Source organism: Microvirga calopogonii (genome assembly GCF_003347665.1).
GTDB classification, from domain to species: domain Bacteria; phylum Pseudomonadota; class Alphaproteobacteria; order Rhizobiales; family Beijerinckiaceae; genus Microvirga; species Microvirga calopogonii.
Map to the genome: position 1 here is coordinate 60,252 of NZ_QDGA01000002.1, position 18,159 is coordinate 78,410.

Annotated in this window: 15 protein-coding genes; 5 read left to right on the top strand and 10 right to left on the bottom strand. The window is 63.5% G+C overall.

What is annotated here, in order from left to right:
• Positions 1 to 28: 28 nt before the first annotated feature.
• From DDF70_RS02835 to DDF70_RS02845, 3 genes are all read right to left on the bottom strand, one after another.
• Complete coding sequence (locus DDF70_RS02835; protein ID WP_114943361.1) at positions 29 to 526, bottom strand: CAP domain-containing protein; 498 nt, start codon at positions 524 to 526, stop codon at positions 29 to 31.
• Complete coding sequence (locus DDF70_RS02840; protein ID WP_245435351.1) at positions 523 to 3,063, bottom strand: DUF3772 domain-containing protein; 2,541 nt, start codon at positions 3,061 to 3,063, stop codon at positions 523 to 525. The genes DDF70_RS02835 and DDF70_RS02840 overlap by 4 nt, the downstream gene beginning before the upstream one ends.
• 216 nt (positions 3,064 to 3,279) lie before the next feature.
• The gene (locus DDF70_RS02845) at positions 3,280 to 3,570 is read right to left on the bottom strand and encodes a hypothetical protein (protein WP_114943362.1); all 291 of its coding nucleotides are present in this window, start codon (positions 3,568 to 3,570) and stop codon (positions 3,280 to 3,282) included.
• Positions 3,571 to 3,894: 324 nt separating this feature from the next.
• Between DDF70_RS02845 and DDF70_RS02850 the strand changes: the two genes are divergently transcribed.
• The gene (locus DDF70_RS02850; protein WP_114943363.1) at positions 3,895 to 6,645 is read left to right on the top strand and encodes a glycoside hydrolase family 2 protein; all 2,751 of its coding nucleotides are present in this window, start codon (positions 3,895 to 3,897) and stop codon (positions 6,643 to 6,645) included.
• Positions 6,646 to 6,721: 76 nt separating this feature from the next.
• Here the strand turns inward: DDF70_RS02850 and DDF70_RS02855 are convergent, their stop codons facing one another.
• The 7 genes from DDF70_RS02855 to DDF70_RS02885 all read right to left on the bottom strand — a co-directional run bounded on the left by DDF70_RS02855 (position 6,722) and on the right by DDF70_RS02885 (position 13,127).
• Positions 6,722 to 8,893 (bottom strand): family 1 glycosylhydrolase, encoded by a 2,172-nt coding sequence (locus DDF70_RS02855; RefSeq protein WP_114943621.1) that lies wholly within the window; start codon positions 8,891 to 8,893, stop codon positions 6,722 to 6,724.
• Between the two features lie 71 nt (positions 8,894 to 8,964).
• Entirely contained in the window at positions 8,965 to 10,119 is a 1,155-nt protein-coding gene (glf, locus tag DDF70_RS02860; protein WP_114943364.1) for a UDP-galactopyranose mutase, read from the bottom strand.
• Positions 10,120 to 10,125: 6 nt separating this feature from the next.
• Positions 10,126 to 11,343: a glycosyltransferase family protein gene (locus DDF70_RS02865; protein WP_114943365.1), complete on the bottom strand. Its 1,218-nt coding sequence runs from the start codon at positions 11,341 to 11,343 to the stop codon at positions 10,126 to 10,128.
• Between the two features lie 194 nt (positions 11,344 to 11,537).
• On the bottom strand, positions 11,538 to 11,849 hold the full coding sequence (locus tag DDF70_RS02870; RefSeq protein ID WP_114943366.1) for a polyhydroxyalkanoic acid system family protein: 312 nt from the start codon (positions 11,847 to 11,849) through the stop codon (positions 11,538 to 11,540).
• A 54-nt stretch (positions 11,850 to 11,903) separates the two neighbouring features.
• Complete coding sequence (locus DDF70_RS02875) at positions 11,904 to 12,209, bottom strand: hypothetical protein (protein WP_114943367.1); 306 nt, start codon at positions 12,207 to 12,209, stop codon at positions 11,904 to 11,906.
• An 83-nt stretch (positions 12,210 to 12,292) separates the two neighbouring features.
• A complete protein-coding gene (locus DDF70_RS02880; RefSeq protein ID WP_114943368.1) occupies positions 12,293 to 12,559 on the bottom strand; it encodes a hypothetical protein in 267 nt (88 codons plus the stop codon).
• A 148-nt stretch (positions 12,560 to 12,707) separates the two neighbouring features.
• Positions 12,708 to 13,127 carry a septal ring lytic transglycosylase RlpA family protein gene (locus DDF70_RS02885; RefSeq protein ID WP_170316020.1) on the bottom strand — a complete coding sequence of 140 codons (420 nt, stop codon included), beginning with the start codon at positions 13,125 to 13,127 and terminating at the stop codon, positions 12,708 to 12,710.
• 258 nt (positions 13,128 to 13,385) lie between these two features.
• On the opposite strand from DDF70_RS02885, the gene crtI reads away from it, so the two are divergent.
• The 4 genes from crtI (at position 13,386) to DDF70_RS02905 (ending at position 18,101) form a co-directional block, all read left to right on the top strand.
• Positions 13,386 to 14,966: a phytoene desaturase family protein gene (gene crtI / locus DDF70_RS02890; protein WP_114943369.1), complete on the top strand. Its 1,581-nt coding sequence runs from the start codon at positions 13,386 to 13,388 to the stop codon at positions 14,964 to 14,966.
• 11 nt (positions 14,967 to 14,977) lie between these two features.
• Positions 14,978 to 15,382 (top strand): DUF2141 domain-containing protein, encoded by a 405-nt coding sequence (locus DDF70_RS02895; RefSeq protein ID WP_245435352.1) that lies wholly within the window; start codon positions 14,978 to 14,980, stop codon positions 15,380 to 15,382.
• Positions 15,383 to 15,389: 7 nt separating this feature from the next.
• Positions 15,390 to 16,484, top strand: coding sequence for an SAM-dependent methyltransferase (locus DDF70_RS02900; RefSeq protein WP_114943371.1), 1,095 nt, complete (start codon positions 15,390 to 15,392; stop codon positions 16,482 to 16,484).
• Between the two features lie 81 nt (positions 16,485 to 16,565).
• Positions 16,566 to 18,101: a phytoene desaturase family protein gene (locus DDF70_RS02905; RefSeq protein ID WP_114943372.1), complete on the top strand. Its 1,536-nt coding sequence runs from the start codon at positions 16,566 to 16,568 to the stop codon at positions 18,099 to 18,101.
• The last annotated feature ends 58 nt before the right edge of the window (positions 18,102 to 18,159 follow it).

An 18,159-nucleotide genomic window follows, 5' to 3' on the forward strand; every position in this document is an offset into this window, starting at 1 on the left:
CAGCCCCGCTTCGGGGCGCGGCATGTGGTCAGCGCCGGTCGGCGGCGACCGCCAGAACCCAATAGACCTTGTACTTGGAATTCGGCGTATAGGCCGTCGCGATCCCGATCCGGGTCGCCTTGGCATCGAGGAGCACCCGGTTGTGCTGCGGGCTCTCGCGCCAGCCGGAGAAGGCTTCGGCCAAGGTGTGGTAGCCGGCCGAGATGTTGGCGGCCGGTGCCGCGAACCCTCTCGAGGCCAGGCGGGCCTTGAAGGTTTCCGCCGAGCTCGGCTTGTCGGCACGGGCCATGGCATCGGCCTCCGCCTGGGCGGCGGCCTGCAGGTCCGGATCGAGGGTCAGGGGACGCAAGCCGTTGTTGCCACGATAGGCGCCGATCATGTCGCGAGCCATGGCGGCATCCACACGGGCATCGGCACTCGCCATCGAGACGTAGAAGCTCGGGGTCTGGCTACGCTGGGCGGGCTTCTCGCTCTGGCAGCCGGCAAGACCGAGGGCGGAGAGGATCAACGGGATAAGACACTTCATGCGGGCGTCTTATCCTTGAGAAGGGTTAAGGTTTCGTCCTCATTTTCGTCCGCCTTCGCGGCCTTGTCCTGCGGCTCCTCGTCCGGTGCGGGAGCAGGCGCCGGCGCGGGGAGGCCGATGCCGGCCTTCCGCAGGCCGCGGAAGATGTCGAAATAGATGTCGCTCGAGACGCGGCCTGCCGAATCGATGTCGTCCACGAAGCAGACGAGATCGAAATCGATGGTGTTTTCCGTCACCTTCTTGAACAGCACCCGGGGCGCAGGCTCGCTCATGATCTCGCGGTGGGCGAGCGCGGCCTTGCGCATGATTTCGGCTACCTGGTCCGGATCCGAGGCACGGGGGACCGGCACCGAGACGAGGACGCGCCCCACGCGATCGTTGCGCACGCGGTTGCGCACGATACCGGAGATCAGGTTCGAGTTCGGCACGATGATGGTCGAGCGGTCGAAGGCCTGGATCTCCGTGGAACGCACGTTGATCCGGCGCACGTAGCCCTCGCCGTCGCCCACGACCACCAGGTCGCCGACGCGGATCGGCCGCTCCCAGAGCAGGATCAGGCCCGAGATGAAGTTGTTGACGATGGATTGCAGGCCGAAACCGATACCGACCGAGAGCGCGCCGGCCACGATGGTCACCCGTTCCAGGCTGAGGCCGAGATAGGTGAAGGCGAGCACGCCCGCGATGATGATGCCCACATAGCCCGCCGCCGTGCTGATCGAGTTGCGCAGGCCCGCATCGAGGTCCGTCGCCGGCAGGAAGGTATTGTTGAGCCAGCGCTGGACCATGCGCGTGACGGCGAAGCCTGCGGCGAACAAAGCGGCCGCGATGAGGATCGACGACAGCGAGATCGTGACGTCGCCGACGCTGAACCCGAAGAACATGGCTCGCAAGGAGCCGGTCACGTCGGAGGATTCGATGCCCCACGGAGCCAGCACCAGCAGGAAGCCGATGACGATGAGGGCGAGCCGGGCAAAGCCGCTGCCGAGAACGCCGATCTGCTCCAGGGAGCGGCGCCGCAGGCCCGTATTGGCCTGGAGCGTGGTGGCAAGCCTCGTCTGCCCGCGCAGCGAACCGCCGATGAATTCATCGGCGAGCGCGATGCAGAGCCCCACCAGGGCGACCACGATGGAGATCCAGGCCGCCTGATCGACCAGGAAGGAGGCCAGCGCCACATAGCCTCCGAGCACGCTGCCGACGATGAGCGCCGTGAGGAACCAGCCGAGGCTGCGCAGGGGGCCGCCGATGTCCACGTCCGGCGCCACGTAAGGCCCGAGACAGGCCTCGTCCTGGTTCTCGCGGGCCGCGAAGCGTCGCAGGAGTTCGGCAAAGACGAGAGCCCATGCCAGGGCGAAGACCGCCCGGGTCATGACGGTGATGGGCAAGGCCGCCGCAATGGCCGTGTTGAAGGATTCGATCACCTTGCCGACGACCATGACGGTGGCCAGGGTGACGGAGAAGCTCATGATCCGCGTGGCGGAGGCATCCCGGACCGGGATCAGCCGCCAGGAGGTATGGTCCGGCGCCAGAATCGCATCGATCAAGGCACGCACGAAGGCGATGAAGGCCAGGCCGCTCAGAATGGCCTTGCCGATCTGCTCGATCCGCGACGGGACGATATCGACGGAGTCGAAGGCCACCCAGACGATCCAGCTGCCCGCGATGGCCGGGCCCGCCCCGAGGATCAGAACGCCGACGGCAGCCAGGAGGCGGCTGCGGCGTGCGGGGTCGGTGATGGCGGGATCGCGCCTGACCAGGCGCGGCGCGATGGAGCGCCGCCCGGCATAAAGGGCGATCGCCACGCCGATGGCCAGCCCCATGAGGAGCAGGACACCGAGCGAGGTGGTGCGTTGGAGCTGCTCCAGGGCATCGCCCATGACGATGCCCAGCGACCGCAACTCCCGCGGGACGGCCTGGACCACATTCATCCAGAGGCTGGGGCTGATGAGCCCATCGCTCTGCTCGAACAGGGCACGGGTGAACCCTGCCCGGCGCAGGTCGCCGATCTGGGTGCTCAGCTGCTCGGCCTGGACCAGCAGGGCACGCCCGAGCCGCTGGGTCTCGTCGAGCTCCGCCACGGCCGCCTCGCGCTCCGCGCGATCCCGGGCGACGTCGGCGCTCTCCTCCGGCTGCCCCTTTTCGGGCTTCGGTCCGAGCTGGCTCAGACGCTGCTTGCTGGCATCGAGCTTCGGAGCCTGCTCCTCGATGACGGTGCGGATCTCGGCGATGATCGGTTCGAGCTGCTGGCGGATGTTCTGCAGATCCGCGTCGGCCATGACACGCCCCTGGACCGCCGCCTCCTTCTGCTCGAGATCGGCCTTGAAGCCGTCGAGCTTGGCGCGGGCGGCCTTCGTCTCGGGAGAAACCGGTGCGGGGGCCGGCGCCGCGGCCGGGGCGGGAGCCGGCGCCGCCTGGGGCTGGGGCTGGGGCTGGGTGTTGGGAGAGGTCTGAGCCTGCTGCGCATAGGATGCGCCGCCCGCTGCCATGCTCAACGCGATCACGGCGGCCCGAAAGAGCCCCTTCATGCCAATACCCGTCATTCAGTCCAACCCCGTCGCATTCTCATAAGTGCATCGTCCCGTGCGAACCGGAGGTCCGCGCAGGCGAAAAGACCGGCACATCTTCGCAGCACGATGCGTCAGCGGGCCGGTTCTTTGCGAATCATTACGGCGAAAAGTCGCCGCCTGACCATGGAAGCGCAACAAAAAAGCCGGGAGAGGCGCTCGTCCTCTCCCGGCTTACGTAAGGAAAATTGCTTATTGCTTCGGCGCTTCGTTGGCCGTGGGCCGCGCGCCGGGGGCCGGATAAGCCGGATTGGCCGGCGAGGTCCGATTGCTGGGGTTGGCGTTGGACGAGCCGGTCGTCGAGCCCGTCACATTGGCACGAGCCGCATCGGTCCCGGGGTCGTCGGGAGACGTGGAGCCCGCCCAGATGAGATAACCGGAAACGGCAACGGCGAGGAGCAGGAGCGAACCGATCAGAACACCCAGAACCGGGCGGCCTGATCCTCCCTGTCGGGCGCGATCATCAGGAATCTGTTGAGCCATCTGTAGCCTCTTCGAGAAACGGGGTGTGTCGGCGAGCAGCGAGGCTCGGCATTATCAGGGCAACGCGAGATGGAAGAGCCGGTTCCTATTCCTGGCTGGTGGATCGAAGCGCCCGGGCCGGCCCGGACCCGGGATCCAATGAAGCCTTTCTCCGTTGTTCGAGACGGGCCACCAACGACGGTCAGAGACGAGGGGGCGATGGGGCGAAAAGGGTTCGGTGACACGCGATGTCGCAGGCGGGACACCTCCCCGCCGCCACTCGCATTCAGTCATGTTTTCGCCGTTTTCGAAACCCTTGGGTAATCTCTGATTCAAGGAGACGTCATGCAGGACAATCGGATCGATCTGGACGGGACTTGGGAATTTTTGCATGTGGCCGACGACCGTCTGTCGGGCCCGGCTGAGGTTCGCCATATCACCGTGCCCAGTCCGTGGCAGGCCCAGTTCGCGGACCTGCGCATGCGTGCCGGCATCGGCATCTATCGCAGGACGATCGAGATCGACGAAGCTTGGCTGCACGACAGTGTCTGGATCCGCTTCGGCGCCGTCTTTCACAACACCAAGGTCTTCATCAACGGCGAGGTGGTCGGCCACAACGAGGGCGGATTCCTGCCCTTCTCGTTCGACGTGACGCCGTATCTCAAACCCGGGGCGAACGAGATCAAGGTCCGCGTCGACAGCCCGACCGACAACCCGGCCGAGTTTCCGGATTCGCCCTTTGCCGAAATCCCGTTCGGCAAGCAGAGCTGGTATGGCCCTCTCTCCGGCATTTGGCAGTCGGTCTATTTCGAGCGTCGCATTCCCGATCACATGAACCGTGTCCGCCTCGTCCCCAACCTGACCACGGGACGGGTGACCTCGGGCGTGTTCTTCGCGCGTCCGCTCACCGACGCAACCCAGATCCGCATCGAAGTCACGGACCCGTCGGGTGATGTCGTGCTCGACGAGATGCATGAAACGCAGGTGGGCGTGACGTCCATGCCGTTCGAGTTCACTCTCGACGACGTGCGCGCCTGGTCGCCCGACCATCCCAACCTCTACCGCATTCGCCTCGAGCTCATCCGCAACGGCGAGGTGAAGGACGAGATCGCGGATAATTTCGGCTTCCGCTCCATCGAGACGCGCAACGGCAAGTTCTATCTCAACGGAGAGCCTCTCTACCTGCGCTCCGCTCTCGACCAGGACTACTATCCGGACACGATCTGCACTGTGCCTTCCGTGGAATTCCTGGAAGATCAGTTCCGCAAGGCCAAGGAACTGGGCCTCAACTGCCTGCGCTGCCACATCAAGGCGGCCGATCCGCGCTATTACGAAGTGGCTGACCGGATGGGCATGCTCATCTGGACGGAACTGCCGAACGGCGGCATGGCCACCGACCGTTCCCGCGGGCGCAAGGAGAAGCTGCTGAAGGGCATCGTCGACCGCGACGGCAACCATCCTTCGATCGTCATCTGGACGATCATCAACGAAAACTGGGGCGTCGATCTCGTCAACGATGCGGATCACCGCGACTGGCTCAAGCGCACCTTCGCCTGGCTGAAGGCTTACGATCCGACGCGCCTCGTGGTCGACAACTCTCCGCTCGCACCGAGCTTCCACGTGGAATCCGACATTGCGGATTATCACTTCTACGCCGCATATCCCGATCACCGCGCGGCCTGGGACCAGTTCGTCGACGAGCTCTCGAGCCGCGCCTCCTGGCTCTACTCGCCTCACGGCGATGCGGTCATTACCGGACGCGAGCCGCTTATGTGCTCGGAATTCGGCAATTGGGGCCTTCCCTATCCGAAGGATCTGCGCGACGCCAAGGGTGAGGAGCCCTGGTGGTTCGAGACCGGGCACGACTGGGGCGAGGGCGTGATGTATGCCCACGGCGTCGAGAACCGGTTCTCGGACTGGAGCCTCGACCGTGTCTTCGGCGATCTGCGCCGCTTCGTCATCGCGGCCCAGTGGCAGCAGTTCCGCGCCTTGAAATACGAAATCGAATCCATGCGCCGGAAGCCGAACCTCGCCGGTTACGTGATCACCGAGCTGCACGACTGCCATTGGGAATCCAACGGCCTGCTGGACATGCGCCGGAACCCGCGCGTGTTCCACGAACTGTTCCACATCGTCAATTCGGACACGGTGATCGTGCCGAAATGGGAGCGCGCATCCTATTGGTCAGGCGAGACCGCTTCCCTCGGCCTGGCGATCGCTCATGGGGCCGGTCCGGTTCTGGAAGATTGCAAGCTGGAGATCTCCCTCTGCGGCGAGAGCCAGGTGATTGATCTGCCGCGCGTCGAGGCGCCGGACGTGCTCGACCTCGGCCGCATCGAGATCCGCCTGCCCGAGATGGACGAACCCTCGCTGCGGCGCATCAGCCTCGACCTGCGCACCGGGGATGGACGCGTCGTCGCGCATAACCACCACGATATCGCCATCCATCCCAAGCGTGCGCGGCCGGTTCATGCGCGCGAACTGGTGTGGTCCCCGGACGAGGACGTCCGCGAGCGCTTCCGGGCCCTGGGCTACACCATCGCCCGCGCGTTCGAGGAATCGACCCTGATCGTGTCGCGCACGCACAACAAGGCGATTGCGGATCACGTGCGGTCGGGCGCCAAGCTTCTGCTCCTGCCGGAAGAGGATATGACCCTCTATCCGTTCTTCCCGCACTGGCAGGCCGTGCGGGTGCAGGCGCGCGCCGGCACCCTCTGGTCAGGCGATTGGGCATCCTCCTTCGGTTGGCTGCGGCGCTCGGGTCATTTCTCCCGCTTCCCGTCGGGACCGCTGCTCGACGAGACGATGGACCGGGTCCTGCCCGACTACGTGATCGCGAACTGCAACCTGCTCGACTTCCAGGCCCGCGTGTTCGCCGGCCTCGTGGTCGGATGGATCCACAAGCCGGTCGCGCTGGGCGTCGAGCGCTCCTACGGCCGCGGCCGCCTCGTGGCCTCGACCCTGCGCCTGTTCCGGGACGAGCCTCTGGCCGACCCGACCGCGACGGTGCTGACGGATGCTCTCGTGGAGCTGGCCGTGGAGTCCCGGGCCGCGCGCCTCGAGGAAGCCGTTCGGGCGGCCGAGGCCGCGGCGTAAGGTTTTCTGCGGCGTCCAACGAAAAGGCGGCCAGATCGTTCTGGCCGCCTTTCCTTTTGTTTCCTGTGCGGAGATTCTACTCGGCGGCCATCTTCATCGCATCGTCGGACCATTCCTCTTCACTGTCGATGAAGAACCGGTCGAGGGCGCTGTCGAGGCGCGGCATGAGGACGCCGCGTTCCGTGAACAGGGCCGTGTTGAGGACCGGGAGATCGCCCGCATCCACCACGAGGCCCGGATCGAAGCCCGCACGTTCCGCCGCCATGGCCCCCAGATCGCGCCAGGACGTTTCACCAATATTGGCCATGTGCCAGATGCCCGTGCCGCCGTCGATCAGGAGATCGAGCGAGGTGTTCACGAGGTCGGGCACATAGGTGGGCGAAACCACATCGAGGCTGGCTTTCACACCCTCGCCCTTGCTGAGAGCGTTCAGGATCGACCAGACGAAATTGTAGCGGTCCCATGGGCCGAAGAAGGCGCTGGTGCGCAAAACGAGAGCCTTTTCGTGCGCGGCCAGAACCCTGCGCTCCGCCTCGGCTTTGCTCTCGCCATAGACGGTCGTGGGATTGACCTCGTCGCTCTCCACGTACGGCCGGCCCAACGTTCCGTCGAACACGAGATCGGACGAGAAGGTGACGAGGGGAACATCGAGATCGGCACAGGCTTTCGCCAACACCTCCGCTCCCGTGGCGTTTTCCCGGAAACAGGCCTGCCTGTCGTTCTCCGCCTCCACCACGCGCACATACCCGGCCGTGTTGATCACGGCCCAAGGCCGATAGCACGCCAGAGCCTCGGCGACGCTCTTCGGATCCGCGATGTCCATGTCCTGACGCGAGAGCAGCACGTGATTGAGCCCGCGGAAATCGCAGAGGCGGGAATAGGCGCGGCCGAGGGTTCCCGTCGCGCCCGTGATCAGGAGCTGTCGCGGCTCATCGGCGAGCCAACAGGATTTCGACTGCCTCGCCGGAGGCTTGTAGAACCGGATGTCACGCTTCCACCAGCCTGCCCGATCAAGCACCGGATGATCGAAGTCTCCGTTCTTGGCGAGCGCCTCTGCCGCATGTGCAAGCGCCGTCCGGCGTGGCTCGGGAGCGCGCACATCAAAGGGGCCCGGCTCGTAGAAGCCGTTGCGGCGGGTCAGCAGGCTGTTCCAATCGACGGCACCATAAAGAGACCAGATGGTCACCGCCCGAATATCCGCGCCCTCATGGCGCAGCGCATTGACGTCGTTCCAGACTTCCATGAGCCAGCGCAGCTGATCGTCCCGGGAGCTGCCGTGATGCGCCTCGGTGACGGCCATGGGTCGCTTGTAGCGTTCCCACACTTCCCGCAGGCGGGCGGCCGGTCCGAGATCGGAGGACGGCAGCGGCATACGGACGGCTTCCGCGTCTGCGTATCGATGCCTGCCGTTGCCGCCCCAATGATGCTCGGGGTAGCGCGCCGTCCGCTCGTCGAGATAGCGCTCGCTCGTCAGGTAATGATTGATGCCGATGATGTCGGGCGCGGCATCCGCCTCCAGAAGAAGTTCGAGATCGGCCTGCGCGACGCCGTTCTCCAGGAAGATGTCCCACCAGGGGTGGTCGCGATCGACCATGCCACAGAGAAGGTCGAATCCGAGGAAGCGACGCTGATTCTCGTGCTCGGCCTGATAGGCGAGCGTCGGGGTCGAGAAGGTCTTTCCCATGTCGTCCGTCTGCACGAGCTGCGCATCCGGTCGAACCTTGCGGATGGCCCGCATGGACAGAACGGTCGCCTTGCACTCGTTGACGAGGATCTTGAGGAAGGACTCGTAACTTGTGCCGTGCGGATACCAATGCCCGTAAAGGCCCGAGAATCGCGCGGTCGTGAGCGGCTCGTTGACAGGCGTATAGAGATCGAGATGCGGATAGCGCTCCGCCACGTTGGCGGCATGGCGCGCCAGAAGCTCGGGCCAGGCCGGATCGAGCATATGGGTGTAGTGCGGGCCGCTGCCATGATGGCACAGGCCGGCGATGGCACGAATGCCGAGCGTCTGAAGACGCGCCAGACGCTCATCGTGCCAGGAAAAGTCCGTACGTTCCGGGCTCTGGGGAGAAATCTTCTCCCAGAGCACCGGGTAACGCAACGTACGGATCCCGAGTTCGGCGATGCGGTCGAGATCCGCGATTCGGTCGTAATGACCGGTCTCCAGGCTTTGATCGCGGTAGTCGTCGCCAACTCTCGCGACCGTACATTCCAGGCCGCCCCAGAGTTCCAGCGGTCGATTCATCATGCACTCCGAGCTATTACTGACAGGAACTCAACAACTATGCTTAGCGCGGATTGTTCGATGCATTTCGACTATGAGATCATGGCGGCTGAATTCGGCACGACTTTCACTGAACTTGTATCCGCGCCGACCGGAAGGGATTCGTTGATGCGTCGGAAGGTGGCGAGAGCCTGACCGACGATCTGGTCCATGTTGTAGTAGCGATAAGTCGCCAGCCGACCGACGAACCATACGTCGGGCGTTGCCATGGCCAGGCGCTCGTATTTCTTGAAGAGCTCCTGGTTCTCCGCCTTCGGGATCGGGTAGTAGGGATCGCCTTCGGCGGACGGATACTCGTATGTGAGCGCCGTCTTGGCATGGTCCTGACCGGTGAGATGCTTGTATTCCGTGACGCGGGTGTAATCGTGCGTCTGCGGGAAGTTCACGACGCCCACGGGCTGGTGCCAGGCCTTGTCTAGGGTGACATGCTCGAAGCGAAGCGAGCGGTATGGCAACTTGCCGAACTGGAAATTGAAGTACTCGTCGATCGGCCCGGTATAGATGACACGGCGATGGGGAACGGCATGCTTGACGTCGTCGTAATCGGTCTGCGTCATCACATGGATGTTCGGATGGCTCACCATCTTCTCGAACATCCGGGTGTAGCCGTGCTTGGGCATGAACTGGAACTCGTCCGTGAAATAGCGGTCGTCCCGGTTCGTGCGCGTCGGCACCCGTGAGGTCACCGACTTGTCGAGTTCCGACGGGTCGAGACCCCATTGCTTGCGCGTATAGCCGCGGAAGAACTTCTCGTAGAGCTCGCGGCCGACGGCGGAGACCACCACGTCCTCCGAGGTCTTGATCTCGCCGTTCTTTTCAGCCCGTTCCGCGAACCAGTCCTGCAACTGCTCGGATGTGAGGTTCAGCCCATAGAGCTTGTTGACCGTATCGAGGTTGATCGGAATCGGCACAAGCATGCCGTCGACTTCCGCCAGCACCCGATGCTCGTAGAAGCGCCATTCTGTGAAGCGGGAGAGATGGTCGAAGATCTGCTTGGAGTTGGTGTGGAAGATATGAGGCCCATACTGGTGGATGAGCAGGCCGTCATCGTCGTATCGATCATAGGCATTGCCGCCGATGTGATTGCGACGATCGATCAGAAGGACGCGCTCGTTGCGCTCCGTGGCAAGGCGTTCCGCCAGAACGCTGCCCGCAAAGCCGGCGCCGACAATCAACCAATCATACATTCCAGATCACTCCGCAGGCGTGGTGGCATAAACGGGAAGGGACGAGGCGGGACGGTCGCTCGCGGAGTCGCCGGTGGCGTCCAGCATCAGCTTGTGCATGGAAGCCCAGGTCTTGTCCCAGGATCCGGCCGCCAGATGACGATCGACCTTCGCGAGCCAGGCCTCCTTCGGTCGAGCGAGAATCGTCTCGACCTTGGCGACCACGTCCTTGGCGCCCTTGGCGATTTCGACGAGACCCTTCTCGCCGTAGGGCCGCACCACATCGGTGATCGGCGTCGAGACGACGGGCACGCCGGCCGCCAGAAATTCCGGGGTCTTCGTCGGGCTGATGAATTTCGTCGCCTCGTTCAAGGCGAAGTTCATGAAGCCTACATCCCAGCCCGACAGGTATTGCGGCAGCTCATTGTAGGATTTTCCACCGAGCCAGTGGATGTTAGACCGCTGCGGCAAGCTGGATGGATCGATCTTCACGACCGGACCGATCATCACGAACTGCCAGTCGGGACGCAGATCCGCGACCTCAGCCAACAGGTCGATGTCCATGCGCTCGTCGACGACGCCGAAGAAGCCGAGGCGGACATGCGGAATCTGCGCCTGGTCGTCGGGATCCTTGTCGATGGAACGCGCCTGGGAGAAATGGTTGAAGTCGATGGATGACGGGAAGCCGTGAACGCTGCGGTGGCGATTGCGCTTGGCCTCGTAAAGGCTCATGCCGCCCGTGAAGACCAGGTCGCAGCGGGCGAAGAGAGCATTCTCCAGGTCGAGCAGTTCCTGCGACGCGCCCCGGAAGAGCGAAAGCTCGTCCATGTTGTCGTAGACGCACAGGTCGCATTCGAGGTCGCTGGTGAAGGCCATGGCCATCGGCGTGTAGTACCAGAACACCCGCGGGCTCATCGACTCACGGCCGATCAGTTCCTCGATCAGATCGTGCTGCTCGGCGAGAATATCTTCATGCGACAGACCTTCAGGGAGAACCGGAACGGCGATGGTCACGCCCTGCGGCCGGTCACTCACATCCATATGGGGCTTCGCACCCGCCTTGAAGACCGGCTCCTCGATGACCAGCACGTCGTAATGCTTGACAGCTCGACTGAGGAGATGCTGCGGCCGCTGCCAAACGAAATCCCAGCGGAGATGGGAGAAACAGACGAGGAGCGGTTTTTCTGAAGCGGACTTGGCAGGCGAACGAAGGGCATAGGAGTGCGTCGTCAAACGCTCATGCATAGCGCCATCCTCAAATACAGGTGTGTTGTCGCGATCGGACGGAAGAACACGGCCCGTGGTGAATAAATGCGATGTCTAAAGTGAAGCGCACCAGCGTAGGGTCGTGGTCGCAATCGATTGTAGAACGCAGATGGAGCCTTTCGGTTCCCTGTGCGTTCATCTTTGTGAACGGCTATTCATGAGAATTGTGGTAATCATTTCTTCTCAAGCAGCAGAGTGCCTTGCTTTTGGATGAAAGTCTTGGCCTTCTCTGCGACCATTGCCAGAATCCATGGCAATTGCACTTCGACACGTACCTGATCCTGCATCACTTCCAGATGGCCGCTCACATTCTGGCCCATGGCTCCGACGCGGAAATCCATGCGATTGCCGTCCCAACTTTCGTCGATGGACGCGACCTTGTCGCCGAACTGGGACTTCAGGCCCGACATGCCGCCGTGAAGCCGCCGCATCGCTTCGGCTTGGCCGAGATTGTGGGGGATCGAAACAACAAGGGGCTTGGCCATGGGAATGCTCCACTTTTCAACGACAAGCGAAGCAGTGCGGGTCGGGTTCCCTGGCTACAGCATTTCAACTCTGATCGCCCGCATCACGATGGTCTCCTGCTCGAAGCGCCGTTCCAAGTCCGCGCGGTAGCGCTCCCACCAGGCGTGATCGAGTTCGCGAGCCATCACCTCGAACACGACGATGTCGTCGTGAGACGTATGGCCGCCCTCCTTCCAGACGCCTTCGGCGGGCGCGCGCGTGAAGCTCGTGATCCCGCCGAATCGCTCCGACAGCTCCTTGCGAACCCGCGCATAGACCGCCCCGTCGAGACGGCGGCCCTTGTTGTCGGCAAGAGGCAGCAGAATCTGAACCAGATGCATCGGCATCCCCTGAGAAGCGCCATCGGTGCGGTGGCGCAGGAAAATAGTTCAGGGGATGGAAAAGGCGAGACCTTCAGCCTCGCTCAGGCCTGCAGGGCCGCAAAGACTTCGCGATCCGACTCGGTCCATTCCTCGGCGAGCCGATAGCGGCCCGAGGGCTTCGACACGCGCCACGGGCACGCCGTGGACGCATGAAACGCCTCGGAGGGCCGCAGGCGACGCGCGCTGCCGTCCGCCTGGATTTCATCGATCACGACGAAGCCGAAGATGGTGAGCCGCGTTGCCATGACCTTAGTGGCGCGATCGCCTGCCGCGATCGGCAGAGAGCCTGCGGCATAAACCGCATCCATCAGGCTCCGCTGATCACGATGGGGATTGGCCGACGAGCGTGCGCCCGGAAAGCGTATGACGTTCGTCGACTGAGACGATCTCGATTCCATGTAAGCAACCCTTGGTCCCGAATCGGGGCAAGAATCGCCGGAAGGAATTAAGAAGCGCCTAATCGAGACGATGGAGCGACACGTAAGCCGTGCCCTCGGAGGTCAGGCCGAGCGCCTGTGCGGGGCCTTTCGCGAGGTCGATGATCCGTCGATGAGTGAAGGGACCGCGATCGTTCACCCGGACGACGACCGAGCGGCCATTGGATTCATTCACGACCTTGAGCCTCGTGCCGAACGGCAGGAATCGGTGGGCGGCGGTCATGTCGGAGGAATCGAAGCGCTCTCCGCTGGCGGTCTTGCGGCCGTGGAATCCTGGGCCGTACCAGGAGGCGGTGCCGCGCTGAATGGCCGGGCCGGCCTCGATATTGGCTTGTGAGATGGATCCTGTGGTGAGCGGGTCGTTTGAGGCGGTTGTATTGCAGGCTGCTACGAGAAGAATAGGCACAATTGCAGATGCCCGGGTGAGGATGTTCTTCAAAGACAGTCTCCCCTTCCGTTTCGATTGGAAGTGAAACTGAGCCTTAAAAAGGCAAGAATAAGGCGCTTCGGATTTTTATACGTTCACTCACTCTTCAGAGATGTGAAACTATACCGAGATATAGCCTGGACAAACTGCCGTTCCTCCCTAGATAGTCTCACATAACGTTACTTTATTTCAAGGCAGTTTTTCACCTTGTCGTGATTTTGCATCGTTGCCTCTGGTCGGGAGCTGCTACCGGTCTAGTTCAGATGACCGATGTTCCACGCCAGTCAGGGCTCCCGGCTCATGCGCGAATCCGCCCGATCACCTCAGATCGCCATCGTGGGGGCCGGGCCCGGTGGCTTGGCCTCCGCCATGCTGCTGGCGCGCGAGGGTGTACCCGTCACCGTGTTCGAACGGGAGCCTGCCGTCGGCGGCCGCACCCGGACCATCCATGCGCCCGGCGGCTACAGGTTCGATATCGGCCCGACCTTCTTCCTCTATCCCCGCGTTCTGAGGGACATCTTTGAGGCCTGCGGCGAACGGCTGGAAGATCATGTCGAACTCAAGCGCCTGGACCCGCAATATCACGTCGTCTTCGAGGGTGGCGGCTCCATTCGCGCCACTTACGACCTTGACCGCCTCGAACAGGAAATCGCTCGTCTCGCTCCCGCCGATGCGCGCAACGTGCGCAGGTTTCTCGACGACAACCGCGACAAGCTCGAAGCCTTCCGGCCAGTGCTGGAACAGGCCTTTTCGAGCCCCGCCGACCTCTTCTCGCCGGCGATGCTGGCAGCCTTGCCGAAGCTGAGACCCTTCTCCAGCGTCGACAGCGATCTCAGGCGCTACTTCGCCGATCCGCGCGTGCGTCTCGCCTTTTCGTTCCAGACGAAATATCTCGGGATGTCACCGTTCCAGTGCCCGAGCCTGTTCACCATTCTGTCGTTCCTCGAATACGAGCACGGCGTGTTTCATCCCATGGGCGGCTGCGGCGCTGTCTCGGAAGCCATGGCGAAGGTCGCGCGCAAGATGGGCGTCGACATTCGCCTCAACACGCCGGTCGAGCGCATCGTTTACGAAGATGGCGAGGCCGTAGGCCTCGAGGCGGGCGGCGAGCGCTTCGCTGCGGGTTCCGTGGTGATCAACGGCGATTTCGGCCATGCCATGCGCCGCCTCGTACCGGAGGCCATGCGCCCGCGCTGGACGGACAGGAAGCTCGATCGCGCGAAGATCTCCTGCTCCACCTTCATGCTCTATCTCGGCATCGAAGGCGATGTCGGCGATCTCGCCCATCACACGATCCTGCTGTCGCGGGACTACGAGCGCAACATTCACGAGATCACCAACGGCATCCTCCCCGAAGAACCATCCGTTTACGTCCAACACGCGGGCGCGACCGATGCATCGCTGGCCCCGAAGGGCCACACGAGCCTCTACGTGCTCGTGCCCGTGCCGAACCTGCGTTGCGGGATCGACTGGACGCGCGAGGCGCCGCGTTATCGCAAGCTCGCGCTCGAGCGGCTCAAGGTGCTCGGATTGGGCGACATCGAGAGCCGTATCCGTTTCGAACGCGTGGTGACGCCGCGCGGCTGGCAGGATGAGTTCTCCGTGTTCGAGGGCGCTACCTTCAACCTTGCGCACAACCTGACGCAGATGCTGTATTTCCGCCCGCACAACCGCTTCGGCCGCAACGTCTATCTGGTCGGCGGCGGCACGCATCCGGGCAGCGGTCTCCCGGTGATCTATGAAGGAGCGCGCATCACGACGCGGCTGCTGCTGGAGGATCGCGAGCGCCAAAGGGCGGGCGACCATGAAGCGCAGCCTTCCGTCGCACCGCTCGGCGAAGCGGCTCTATAGAGGAACGCCCGATGAGACGCATGGGATTGGCAGCCGTTCTTCTCCTTTCCGTTTCATCCGCTCATGCCGCAACACTGACGATCCGCGCACAAGGCGTTCAGCCTGACGGCAACATGGTCTATGCCGGGATCTGCGACACCAGCTTCGAAGAGTCCACCTGCCCGTACAAGGATCGCGGCCAGGCCACGGCGGGAACCGTAGAGCTGCGCATCAGGAACGTGAAGCCGGGCACCTATGCCATCGCGGTCTTTCATGACGTGAACGGCAACGGCAAGCTCGACCGCAGCTTCATCGGCCTGCCCAGCGAGCCCTACGGCTTCTCGAACGATGTGGGCCGCCGCGGACCTCCGAATTTCGATGCCGCCCGGATCGTCGTCCGGGAGCCTGCGACGACGGTCGTGATCCCGATCCGATAGGTGTCTCATGCTGTGGCGCGCTTATGCTCTTCTGTCCCACGGGGGAGACCGCATAGGCCTCGGCTCCATCGGCCTGCCGTCCTGGCACGGTCCGGCTGCCCCGTCGTTCCAGCGAACGGGCGACGTGCTGAAGGTGCTCGAAGACGCCGACACGGCCATCTGGGCGGCCAGTGCCCTCTCGGCCTGCGCCGAGACAGGTCTTCTCGCCCATCTCGCCAAACCGGCGACCGTCGACACATTGGCGGAAGCCGTCTCGCTGTCGCCGGCGCTCGTCCGGACACTGATCGACATCCTCGCAAGCCACAGGTTCGTCGTGTGGGATCACGATCGAGTTCAGGCGGCTCCCGCCCTCATGCCGTTCACGACGTCCGAGGGAGTGGAGACGTTCCGTGCAGCCCTTCGGGCTCCTCTTCTTCAGGCCGACAACTTCCGGCATAGGGTTGCCGACCGCACCCTGACCCTCGATGGCTGGACACATACGGATGAGGCCATCATCGAATCCCAAGGGACCCTGACCCGTCTCTGGACCACCCGGGCTGTGCCCAAACTGAAATTCCTGCCGGGCCTCGTCCCGCGTCTCGAGACGCCCGGCGCGGCCCTTCTCGATGTGGGCGCGGGAGCCGCAGGCCTTTCGATTGCGCTCTGCAGACATTTTCCCCATCTGACGGCAGTCGCACTTGAGCCCGCACCTCATCCGGCCTTGATCGGCGAGCGGCATGTGCGGGAGGCCGGGCTCGGTGAGCGCATCGTCATTCGCCGGCAACGCGCCGAGGATCTGGAGGACGAGCGAGCCTTCGACCTCGCCTTCCTGCCCCAGATGTTCCTGCCGGATGCGATCCTCCAGGAGGCCATCGGGCGGATCTTCCGTTCGTTGCGGCCCGGTGGATGGCTTCTCGTCGCCGCCCTGGCCCAGGAGGGGAACGGGACGATTTCCGCCGTCAACCGGCTGAAGAACCTGCTCTGGGGTGGGAATACGCGCGACGTGAACCACGTACGGCCACGCCTGGCCGCCGCAGGCTTCGATCCGGTGATCCGTGCCCCAGGTCGGCACTCGCTTCGCATGATCTGCGCCCGTCGCCCAAACGTTCGTGATCCGTCTTGAACTGGCCCCTGCGCTTCCTAGAACCATCACGATTGGACATGGGCGGATGACGGACCGGCTCGTGCCGCGCGGGAGGAATGCGTGAACGCTCAACGGAGTTCGGTTGCGGTCATCGGCGGAGGATTGGGCGGATTGGCGGCGGCCTGCGTCGCGGCGGCCCGCGGGCACAAGGTCACCCTCTACGACAAGAATCCCTGGATCGGCGGCAAGGCGGCGGTTCTTCACGAGGCCGGTTTCCGCTTCGATATGGGCCCGACGATCCTGACCGTGCCGCGGGTTCTGGAGCGAATCTTCGCGGAGGCGGGCCGCAATCTCTCCGACTATCTCGATCTCGTGCGGCTCGATCCGCAATGGCGCTGCTTCTTCGACGACGGCACCCGGATCGACCTGCAGGAGAACATCGACGCCATGGCCGAGACCATGGACCGCTTCGCGCCCGGAAAGAACGCAGGAGACGGATACAAGCGCTTCCAGGAAATCTCCGCGCATCTTCACGACATCTCGAACCGGTTCTTCTTCTGGAAGCCGGTGGAGGATCTCTTCGACACCATCAACATCCGCGCCAACATGAATCCCACGACCCTGCGGGATGTCTTGTCTCTGCGCATGGGTTCGTCCGTCGCCGGCACCATCCGGTCCAAGGTGAAGGACGAACGCCTGGCGCAGATGCTCGATCACTTCACGCAATATGTCGGCTCATCGCCCTACGGCTCGCCGGCTGTGCTCTGCGCCATCGCCCACATGCAGGCGGCCGACGGCGTGTGGTATCCCATGGGCGGCACCCGCGCGGTCGCCGAGGCCCTGGCGAAACTGGCCACCGAACTCGGCGCCACGTTCAGGACCGACAGCGACGTGGCTTCGCTCAGGATCGAGAACGGCGCGGTCACGGGCCTTGTTCTCGCGAGCGGCGAAGTCGTGCCTTACGACAACGTCATCTCCAACATGGATTCGATCCGCACCTATCGCGAACTCGTCGGCGGCGAAGTAGGCGAGCATTACGCGCGCAAGGACTTCGAGCCCGCCTGCTCGGGCGTGGTGCTCTATCTCGGCCTGAACAAGCGTTATGACCATATCCTCCATCACGATTTCGTGTTCTCCCGCGATCCGGAGGAAGAGTTCGACTTCATCTACCGACGCGGCGAACCCGCGCCCGACCCCACCTGCTATCTCGCGGCGCCGTCAGCAACCGATCCAAGCGTCGCGCCGGAGGGTGGCGAGGCGCTGTATGTGCTCGTCCATACGCCTTATCTTCGTCCCCATCACGACTGGTCGCAGATGTTCCCCGCCTACCGGCAGGTGATCATCGACAAGCTGAAACGCACGGCCGGCATGAGCGATATCGAGGATCGCATCGTCGTCGAACGCCACCTGACGCCTCAGGATATCCACGACCGCTACAAGGTGCTCAACGGGGCCATCTACGGTCTGGCGAGCCATGGCAAGTTCATGGGCGCGTTCAAGCCGGGCAACCGCAGCCGTCAGGTTCGCGGCCTTTATCTGGCCGGCGGCGCGGCCCATCCGGGCCCGGGCATGCCGATGGTCATGATGTCGGGCTGGATCGCCGCCGACGCCCTCGATGCGGATGGCAAGGTCGAGAAACTACGGAACGTGTCTTGAGGCGGGAAACGGGCAAGTCAGGGACGGAGCGCTCTTCATCGGGTCGCGTTGGAGCTTC